General features: G+C 43.7%; 6 protein-coding genes. 1 reads left to right on the top strand and 5 read right to left on the bottom strand.

The genetic code is table 11. The annotated features are described in order from the left end of the window. The 4 genes from VIM87_RS09625 to VIM87_RS09610 all read right to left on the bottom strand — a co-directional run. A partial coding sequence (locus VIM87_RS09625; protein WP_331996783.1) for a TonB-dependent receptor occupies positions 1-700 on the bottom strand: 700 nt, incomplete at its 3' end. A 73-nt stretch (positions 701-773) separates the two neighbouring features. Next, entirely contained in the window at positions 774-1,280 is a 507-nt protein-coding gene (nusG, locus tag VIM87_RS09620) for a UpxY family transcription antiterminator (protein WP_331996782.1), read from the bottom strand. Between the two features lie 504 nt (positions 1,281-1,784). Beyond that, the gene (locus VIM87_RS09615) at positions 1,785-2,378 is read right to left on the bottom strand and encodes a dihydrofolate reductase family protein (protein WP_331996781.1); all 594 of its coding nucleotides are present in this window, start codon (positions 2,376-2,378) and stop codon (positions 1,785-1,787) included. A gap of 40 nt (positions 2,379-2,418) precedes the next feature. Beyond that, positions 2,419-3,294: an alpha/beta hydrolase gene (locus tag VIM87_RS09610; protein WP_331996780.1), complete on the bottom strand. Its 876-nt coding sequence runs from the start codon at positions 3,292-3,294 to the stop codon at positions 2,419-2,421. A 1,695-nt stretch (positions 3,295-4,989) separates the two neighbouring features. Here VIM87_RS09610 and VIM87_RS09605 point away from each other — a divergent pair. Next, complete coding sequence (locus VIM87_RS09605; RefSeq protein WP_331996779.1) at positions 4,990-5,634, top strand: hypothetical protein; 645 nt, start codon at positions 4,990-4,992, stop codon at positions 5,632-5,634. Between the two features lie 69 nt (positions 5,635-5,703). On the opposite strand, the gene VIM87_RS09600 is transcribed toward VIM87_RS09605, so the two are convergent. Then, positions 5,704-6,312 carry a hypothetical protein gene (locus VIM87_RS09600; protein WP_331996778.1) on the bottom strand — a complete coding sequence of 203 codons (609 nt, stop codon included), beginning with the start codon at positions 6,310-6,312 and terminating at the stop codon, positions 5,704-5,706. Between the last annotated feature and the right edge of the window lie 117 nt (positions 6,313-6,429).

Genomic DNA, 6,429 nt, shown 5'->3' with positions numbered 1-6,429 from the left:
TCTTACTTTTCTTTGTTCTGATATTAATAACGCCGGTATTGCCGGAAGCATCGTACCTGGCGGGCGGGTTTGTGATCAGCTCAATTTTATCTATCGTGGCGCCGGGCAATGATTTCAGGTAATTGGTAAGGTCTGCTCCGGATAAATAGGTAGGCCGGTCGTCAATATAGATCAATACGCCATCTTTCCCGTTAAGGCCGATCATATCATTGCCTACGGTTACGCCTGGCGACTTTGCCAGTAATTCCAGTGCATTGGAACCGGCGCTGGATATAAGCGCATCTATATTCACCACGGTACGGTCGATCTGCCGTTCTATCAGGGGTTTTCTGCCGGTTACGGCTATACCTTTTAAGGTACGGGCGGCTCCGGTCCGGAGCACAATTCCCGGTAATGTAATATCGCTATGCTGCCGGTCAATAACTATTGTATCGCTTACATATCTGTCATAACCCAGGGTGGTGGCTATCAGCAGGTAAACGCCCGGCTGCTGCAGCTCCATGCTGAAATTGCCCTCATCATCTGTAACAGCGGTCTTCTGTAAAGCGGAATCCCTTACGTTAGTAAGCAGCACAGAAGCTCCCGGAACGGCTTCCTGTTGTGCATTCCGTACAGATCCCCGCACCCGGTAGCTCATTTGCTGCGCAATAGCCGGGTAAAAGAAAAAGATAGTAACAATAGCTGCCAGCAATCCTTTCATGCAAAACAATTATTTTTCCGTTCAACTTATAATAAATAACATGAAGCGCCGGGTTATTCAGCACAACTCCATATTATATTGCGATCAGCTGATCAACTTCAACATCGGCCAGCACGCAGCGGTTCAGCAGGCTTAAACGCACCAGCACCTTCTCCCGGTCTTTATGCCTGACCACCTCACAGGACAGCCCTGCCAAAGGGCCTTTCTTAATGGCAACAGCCTGGCTGGGTTTAAAATGCTGGGCAGATACCTCCAGGCTCATACCTTTTTCTATAAATGCTTTCAGGTTCTGAACAACGGTATCCGCAACCCTGGCAATCTCTTTCCCTAAGCGTACGTAATACAGCACGCCCTCTGCATGTAATCCAACATAATAATCCTGCAGCTCCCGGAGGTATACAAATACGTAGGAAGGGAACAAAGGCGCTTCGATCAGCTTTCTGCGATCGGTCCAGTTCCGCAGGGTTTTAGTCGTTGGTAAAAAAACTTCAATATTACCCAGCAGCAGGCGGTCTGCTACCTTTTTCTCACTTCTGGGTTTTGTGTAGATGAGGTACCATCCGGATACAAAAGTTGTCATCTTTTACTGGTTATTTTGAGAATGTATTTTGAGCGGAAAAAGCTATCGCTACAATGAGTCCCATTTACTCATTTCAAATCAATAAAAAGCTGGGAAAAGAGGAATCGACTGAGCACCTCTAACATTGAGATAGGCATTCCCGGCGTAATGGATCTGGTTATCTGATCTTTCGCCTTCATAACCCTGGCATGGCTAACTTAGGAGCGCCCGGGGCGCTGAAATAGAGAATTACAGGACTCAGCTAGGTTAGCTTGAACTTACTGATCAATGATTATTTTAAGGTTTTAGATTAACAATACTTCCTACTTCCTTTAAACGTGGCTTACAAACACAAATTAAGCGTATAAAAAACAGTTTATCTATCGAATATAGATTATTTCCTGATTAAAAAAAAGTTTTGTCATTAGTATATTCGATGATGAAAATACAAACAATAATATCGTGAACCGGATAAAAAAAGACCGGAATTCTTATGAACCCCGGTCCTGTTAGCTTATAATACCCTTAAGCTCCAACATCACCCGTAACCACTTCTCCGGCCCGCTTGTAATTGGCTATAATAACGCCTTTTGATGTAATATGGCTTTCTGTTAATGTAAATGCTGCCGGAATGGCGCCGTTATCGAACAACCTTTTTCCTTGCCCCAGGATCACCGGGTAAATTTTGAGGCGAAGCTCGTCCACCAGGTCATGCTTAAGCAAAAGCTGAATGAGCTTACTGCTGCCCCAAACCTGGATATCGGCGCCCTCTGTATCCTTAAGCTTTTTAATATCTTCCGCACTTTTGAGGAAAACGGTATTTTTCCAGTCCGATCTTTCTCTTGTCTGCGACAGCACATACTTGGCGCCGTCATTGATGCCAGGCCAAAAGTCAGCATGCTGCGGCCAGTAGGGTTCAAAGATCTCAAAGGTCTCCCTGCCCAAAAGATATTCTGCCGGTTTCAGCTCTTCTGCCATGATCTTACCAAAAAGCTCATCGCCATAAGATACCGTCCAGCCGCCATATTTGAAGCCGCCTGAGGTATCTTCCTTCGGCCCGCCAGGTCCCTGAATAACCCCATCCAATGTGATCATTGACAAAACAGTTATCTTTCTCATTTTATTTGCTTTTATAATTAAGATGGATGTTACTATGCTATTACTTTAAAAAACCGTTCAGGTAGTTCAGGATCGTTGTGGTCTGCATCATCAGGCTCACATGGCTCTGCGAAGGCACAATGGCCAGCTGCGATTTGGGCATGGGCATAAAATCAGCGCAGATACCGCCTCCCAGCAGCTGATAGGTTTTTATCAGCTCAATTTTATCCAGGCCGTCATTGTCGCCGGATATAATTAATACCGGTGCTGAAATTTTTGAAATATTGGATTCACCCAGGTCAAACGGCGTTCCGGCGGAAGCGATCATCTGCTCCATGAACTTTGTCCATTTTGTTTTATCAGGGGCCACTGCATCGTATGCGGTTTTCATCGGGGTGTTCGTGAAAAATTCAGGTTTCATCATTTTAAACCCTTTGTTTACTTCGGGCAGCCAGCCACTGCTTTTATAGGTAGCAGAAATGATCACTAATTTTCTTAGCCGTTTAGGGCTTTGTATAGCAAACTGGTAAGCTACAGCGCCACCATAACTATATCCTGCTACATCTGCACTGTCAATTTTCAGGTGATCCAATACTCCTTCCACATCACTTGCCAAAGTAGCGTGCGATAATTTCCGGTCTGAAAACTGTGTATGTCCATGTCCCTGCAATTCAATGGCGATCACTTTCCTTGTTTTTGACAGCTCAGGGATCAGCTGGCCCCAGTTCAGGCCAATGGTCATAAAAGCGCCATGCAATAAAACCAAAGGCTGGCCCTCGCCATATACTTCATAATAAACTTTGATGCCATTAACAGCTGCGTAACCACTGTCGGAAGGTTTGAGCTGTTGTCCGTTTGACCGGGATGCTGCAAACAGGGTAATTGCAATGAGTAATATTGATCTGAGGAGGTTACGTACTTTGAATAAATTTTTCATACTGCTGTTTAATTTTTAGTTTGAATGTTATTGACAGTACAAAGATGTAATTCATTTCAGGATTTCAACCGGGGTAAAAACGACTTGTTAGGGGGTGAGTTCGGCCAAAGCGTGTTTTTAGCTTAAATATTCCCCTTTTAGCGGAAGTTCAGATACATGAAACAAAAAATGCCCATTGTTTATCAACGGGCATTCGTTGCCGGCAATATGCACCTGCTTCGGTATGTAAAATTATTCCAGCCTGCTTTTCCTTTAGCCCAATGGCGCCACAAATAAGATCCGTACTAATATTGAATAGCGCCAATACTCGGGCTGGCTGGCCATGGCGTACCGTAATAATCCACGAATTCTGCTGCCTGAAGCCCCCATCCTATTATACTTGACGAGTAGTTAAATCCACCGGATTGCAAAGTGGGGCTTGAATAACCCGTTAATCCGAAAAACGAATCGAAACGCGGATTCAGCTGTACGTTACCGGTGCTATTGCCTGATCCGCATTCAGCGCATCCGTTAAGCGTTACAGCAGTATAAAAACTGGCTCTGTAGAGAGCCACCAGTTTTGTTACTGTTGTATCGTAGTTAGCCCAGAAATTATTGTTCCGGATAATGGTAGAAGCGACCGGAACGGAAACAATGATCCTTAACCCCACTCTTGGTGGCGGATTCGAGTGCTCCGGGTCAAGGGGATATGAGGTATCACGGAGGAGCTATCACTATCTGCACGGTCTAATAAGATCGAATAAGCATCCGTATTGTAAATGGTGTTATTGCATACCCAGTTATTCTTCGCAACAAAATTAACGGACGACAGTGTCCATGAAGCCAGGCTGATTGCCCACGGAGACTGGGATTGCTGCTCATTGGGGGAAACAACTACATTTGAAAAAATGTTGCCGAACACAAAATTCACATTCCCCCCGATGGTACATCCCGTAGTAAAATGGTGGAAGTAATTCCGTTTAATAATATTATACATTACCTTGTTCTCCTGGCCGATAATATCGATCGCATGCATATATGCGGAGTTACCAGCCGATACATCGTTCATTTCCACTTTAACATACTTAACCCCATAATTGGAAGGATTCAGATGTTACATTGGAAGTGTTTTTCATTTGAACCACCTCAATGCCCCCGTAATTCCCGCCTATGCCGGGAATGATCTCCACGCCTGCAGGAGCAACAGTAGACGAGTTTGTTTTGATATACAATGAGCTTGCAGCGCCTTCCTGGAATTCCCGGTGTAATGCCGGTTAAAGCTATATATCGTGTATCTCCATTGCGCTTCACCGTTATGTCAGACACTGCATCAAGCGTAGGACTGCTATTTATTGAGGTATTTTGAGCGTAGCCCGCAAAGGTTAAAGGTTGGAGTAAGATCAGGAGGATTGGGTACTTTAGTTTGATGCTACATCATTTTAGATAAAAAGGGCTGTGTTAATTCAAATTAAGCATTACTGTTATAAACAGGACCGCAGTATCAGGCATCCCTGCTATCATATAATACCAATCATTTAATTATGGCATAAAACAAAGTAAATGAGCTGGTTAAATATGACATTATTCACACTCATTTATTAGTGATATTTTGTACATTTGCAAGGATGATCAGTATTTAAATACCGGCAAGCGGCCCTTTTACTCCAATAATCATTTTATAGATCAATTGTTTACAATAAACCTTCAATGCCAACTATGCGAACATTTTCCGTATTACTGTTGCTCCTGGCAGCTACTTTATCCTATGGTCAAAAAAGCAGCTTACCTCCTTTAACATTAACAAGTATCATAAACAGTCAAAGGCAGGACACCACCCGCCAGTTACTGGTTTTCGATCAGACTTTTGACGGCAAGAATTATTGGATCTCCGGCGGATATCCTGTCAGCATCAAGGCTATTATCTATAATGCATGGCATGTGCTGGACAGCGTAAAAGTGAACATTTCCGCGAAAGATAAAGGCGTCATCGAAACAAAGCTGAACGAAACTGCTTCCCAAAAAATGGCCCGCCAATCCGGGATCCGGTTAGTGGAGATCGAGGGTGATGAACATAAGAATTTAAGGGCTAATAACCTGAATGTTGACGGCGAAACCACCCGGGAGCAGATAGCTGCGATGATCGCTGCGCAGGTTGTGCGTATTAAGAATAACACTCCTGAAGCAGAACAGGAGATCTACCAGTTCTCAGATCCTTATTATTATAATGGCAATAAGAATGCCCTCGTGATGGTCCTGATCGCAAAACCAGGGGCATATGATTTATACGCAGCACCTTATAGTTTAGTGGATAATAAATGGGCGAAACAGGGACAGCATTTGCTAATTACACAAGAAGACTAGTCAGTAAGAATAAAAAAGCCTGAAGGTCTTCACGGCCCTCAGGCTTTATGTAATAAATTTATTTACTCCTTAGCAACCACCTTTGCGGGGGGTATGCTTATAAATTATTTTACCATCCCGTTCTGCATATTCACCCGATACTATTGGATATGCATACTTGGGCGCGTACGATACGCTATGGCTTTTTATAATTATCTTGTCGTTAACCTTCAGGCTACGTAGCTGCTGAGGCTCATTGTCAAACCTAAGAATATAATCGACCCCATCAATCCTGGCCATCACACCGAAACCTAATCTCGATCCCGGCGGAAGAGAAAGAGAGGTTACAACAGCCTCCATATTGGTAAAAGCACTTACAGGCTTCCTTATTTTAGCAGCACCGGCAAGCACTTTTTTACCTTCGGGAGACGCTTTCCATTCTTTGAACTTTATGCCGGCAGGGGTAGCCTCCCATTGTTCCATTGCTGCCCTTCTTTCAGCAGCAGAGAGTGGCTTTGGGGTTAATTTTTTAGAATCGTCATTTTTGACTTCGCGATTAGCAAATACTAGTCCGCCTGCCACAACCAGCGGTAAGATCAGCGCATAAATAGCTTTTTTCATAATTTTTGTAGTTTTAATTAACATAGATCTATCTCCTGATAGATCAGATCCGCTTAAGGCATTTCTTTTATTTTTCATGTCCTTAAAGTTTGATACAGCGAACCTACTTTAATCCTTTTAGCCTGAAGGGGTCAGGGTTGTAAATTAAAATGTAAACTTTGTAAATTATTGTAAATGGCGCCCTGGGCCTTAGTA

It is taken from the genome of Chitinophaga sp., from assembly GCF_036569125.1.
Classification (GTDB): domain Bacteria; phylum Bacteroidota; class Bacteroidia; order Chitinophagales; family Chitinophagaceae; genus Chitinophaga.
The sequence above is the reverse complement of the archived record's forward strand: the minus strand, read 5'-3'. Positions and strand labels throughout refer to the sequence as shown.

Excerpts from the sequence above, each read along its gene's own strand:
- VIM87_RS09610 (WP_331996780.1), bottom strand. The coding sequence starts at position 3,294 with ATGAAAAATTTATTCAAAGTACGTAACCTCCTCAGATCAATATTACTC.
- VIM87_RS09605 (WP_331996779.1), top strand. The coding sequence starts at position 4,990 with ATGCGAACATTTTCCGTATTACTGTTGCTCCTGGCAGCTACTTTATCC.
- VIM87_RS09615 (WP_331996781.1), bottom strand. The coding sequence starts at position 2,378 with ATGAGAAAGATAACTGTTTTGTCAATGATCACATTGGATGGGGTTATT.
- VIM87_RS09600 (WP_331996778.1), bottom strand. The coding sequence starts at position 6,312 with ATGAAAAATAAAAGAAATGCCTTAAGCGGATCTGATCTATCAGGAGAT.
- nusG (WP_331996782.1), bottom strand. The coding sequence starts at position 1,280 with ATGACAACTTTTGTATCCGGATGGTACCTCATCTACACAAAACCCAGA.